Origin of the sequence: Rhodosalinus halophilus (assembly GCF_003298775.1) — a bacterium.
Classification (GTDB): Bacteria; Pseudomonadota; Alphaproteobacteria; order Rhodobacterales; family Rhodobacteraceae; genus Rhodosalinus; species Rhodosalinus halophilus.
The window spans coordinates 1-2,590 of record NZ_QNTQ01000041.1; the positions used below are offsets into that span (position 1 = coordinate 1).

Genomic DNA, 2,590 nt, shown 5'->3' on the forward strand with positions numbered 1-2,590 from the left:
ATGTCATTCGTCAGCCAAGAATGTTAAGTCGACACACAGGCCTCCATGGCGATGACGTACCGGGGGTGTTGAGCCAAAGAGGCTCTGAACTGAGCGCGAAAGCTTCTTGCGGAATACGATAGACCCGTCGGCGCGCGCGCCGTGCAGATGGAAGACACGTTTTGCCAGATCGATGCCGATGAGGGTAGCTTCGGACATGGATGCTCTCTCCTTCTGTGATCGCTTCATTCGACTCACATTGGCACATTGCGATGCCGTCGGGAGGGGGCATCCACGCCATCAAATTCGGGCATAGCTCATGATAACCTCTCTCAGACATAAGCACGTGCTCAGGCGTATGCCCACGCCTCCATGGCAATGCCCAAGTGTCCGGTCGCAACGGGGGCTAGTTCACATACGGAACGCAACATGAGTGAGATCGACAGCGGGGTAACCACCGACCGACTGCTCGCCGATGAGCCCATTGACCTGGCTGCACGCCTTCGAGATCATAGCTTTAATGTACGACACGACTATGGACGTGACGCTCACTCCGAGGGCGTGTCGGCCAAAGCTCGCGGCGAGCACGAAACAAGAAGTGCCAAAATGAAAGGCAAAGTCACACTAAATCTTAGCGCCATCCGGGAAATGAATGTCTGCTGCTCCTACGGCGAGCGGTTACGCGCGGCGGAGGCTCGGAAGGCCTTTGAAAAACCCAGCGCGCGCCGCGCCAAAAAGCTTTTCTGGGTGATTATGGGGATTTTTGATTGCCCTGTTCAACGACTTCTTCGCGCACCGGCATTCTTCATGCAGTGGCGAACCCTGATCGGGTCGGTTCCGGGTGAAATCCCCCATTTCGCAACGCCGAGCCGACTTCAGTTCTAAGCGAGACAAGCCTGAAATGCCAACTCACTTACAACCGCCACGCCATCTTCTCATCCTGACTTACGGACGCAGCGGATCCACGCTGTTGCAGGGACTCCTGAATCGCTCGCAAACCGTGCACGTTGCTGGCGAAAACGGCGACTTCGTTTACCATCTGTTCAAAGCGCACCAAGTAATCGAGGCGACGAAGATCCAAGTCGGCCGGGATCCCTCTAGAACACCGCGCCATCCTTTTTTTGGCATCGATGCCATCGACCAAGAACGGTTAAGGATCGACCTTGCACGCGCCGTAGAACGACAAATCGTCGCAAGCTGTCCGGCGGGAAAGCGGCCGCATACTGTTGGCTACAAAGAGATTCGCTACCCATACAAAGAAGACTTGGAAGATTATCTGCATTTCCTCGATATACTGCTCTCTGACTGCGCTTTCCTTTTCTTGTTTCGCGACCTCGAGCGCGTCCTGCAATCGGGAATGTTTGCGAACCTTTCCGAGCCGCAGCGCGACAATCTACGTGGAATCTTTCTAAGATTCGAGAATACTGCCACAACGTTCTCGATCGATCATCCGCGGGCGACCGTTCTCAGGTATGAGGATTTCACGCGCAACCCTCTCAAGATATTGGGGCAGTTGAGCGAAGTTGGACTCTCTTACGATCTAAACGACCTTGAGGAGGTTCTTGAATTGCCCCATAGCTACACTTGGTCGAACAACAACATTCCGAGCAAGTCATGAAGAGATGGAATGCATCATGAGTGCCCTGAACGGCGCAAAGCTACGAAGTTTCGCGGAATTTACTGCTCACATTTCTAGCTTGGGCTTTCGCCCCAAAACGGTGATCGATGTAGGTGTGGCGTGGGGCACAGAAGAGCTTTACGGCCCGTTTTCCGGCGCGTTTTTTGTTCTGGTCGAGGCGCTCCCTTATTTCGAACCCGAAATACGCAAGATAACTAGTCGGATTGGAGGCGAGTATCATGTCAAGGCAGTTGGAGAGCGACCCGCGCAGCGGCGGATCGCTGTGCGCGACAACCCTATGAGCCTTGCAGGCATCAACGTGCTGGATGGAGGACGCAAGGGCGATCTTGAGTACGATATTGAGATTGTCAGAATTGACGATCTTCTTGGGGGGCGTAGTTTTGAACAGCCTGCGCTGCTGAAGCTTGATGTGCAGGGGGGCGATCTTCGCGCGCTAAGAGGAGCGCCGCAAGTATTGGCGCAAATGGAAATGGTGATCGTGGAAGCCTCACTATTCAACCCCGACAATCTTGTTTATGATATCATGGCCTACATGCGTAGCGCGGGGTTCGAGCTCTACGAGATTTTTGGCGCCAGCTATCGACCGCGAGACGATGCACTTGGACAAGTGGACTTGGCGTTCGTTCGCGACGGCTCCTTCTTGAGATCAGAGAAGAACTGGATGTAAGGGCGATCGGATCCTGCTCCAGGGGATTGCGGTGTCGGAGATCGGCGTTGGGCTGGCCTATTCGGCGGAGGATTTCATCTTCTGAGGGCCGGCGCCGCCGGGCGCGGCGCGGGGGAGGCGGCAAAAAGAAACACCGCCCCTTTGCAGGGGCGGTGCCGGGGGTCGGCGCGCGGGCCGGCCCGCGCGCCGATCCTTTGTCGTATGACTTAGCCGATTTCGTACTCGGCGCAGAGGTCGGCATAGAGGTAGCCGCCGAGGTCGTCGCCCTGGCTGTATCCCTTGACGCTGTTGACCCCGATGTTCGG

General features: G+C 55.8%; 3 protein-coding genes and 1 pseudogene. 3 read left to right on the plus strand and 1 reads right to left on the minus strand.

The window, feature by feature from the left end; genetic code table 11:
• Positions 1-29: 29 nt before the first annotated feature.
• Positions 30-198: pseudogene (locus tag DRV85_RS19800) on the minus strand (IS110 family transposase); the annotation flags it as partial.
• Positions 199-408: 210 nt separating this feature from the next.
• On the opposite strand from DRV85_RS19800, the gene DRV85_RS19110 reads away from it, so the two are divergent.
• From DRV85_RS19110 to DRV85_RS18780, 3 genes are read left to right on the plus strand one after another with little or no spacing between them, the layout of a single operon-like run.
• Entirely contained in the window at positions 409-864 is a 456-nt protein-coding gene (locus tag DRV85_RS19110; RefSeq protein WP_147238898.1) for a hypothetical protein, read from the plus strand.
• A 16-nt stretch (positions 865-880) separates the two neighbouring features.
• Positions 881-1,597: a sulfotransferase gene (locus DRV85_RS18775; protein ID WP_113290999.1), complete on the plus strand. Its 717-nt coding sequence runs from the start codon at positions 881-883 to the stop codon at positions 1,595-1,597.
• 16 nt (positions 1,598-1,613) lie between these two features.
• Positions 1,614-2,285, plus strand: a complete 672-nt coding sequence (locus DRV85_RS18780) for an FkbM family methyltransferase (protein ID WP_158540201.1) — start codon at positions 1,614-1,616, stop codon at positions 2,283-2,285.
• The last annotated feature ends 305 nt before the right edge of the window (positions 2,286-2,590 follow it).

Excerpts from the sequence above, each read along its gene's own strand:
- DRV85_RS19110 (WP_147238898.1), top strand. The coding sequence starts at position 409 with ATGAGTGAGATCGACAGCGGGGTAACCACCGACCGACTGCTCGCCGAT.
- DRV85_RS18775 (WP_113290999.1), top strand. The coding sequence starts at position 881 with ATGCCAACTCACTTACAACCGCCACGCCATCTTCTCATCCTGACTTAC.
- DRV85_RS18780 (WP_158540201.1), top strand. The coding sequence starts at position 1,614 with ATGAGTGCCCTGAACGGCGCAAAGCTACGAAGTTTCGCGGAATTTACT.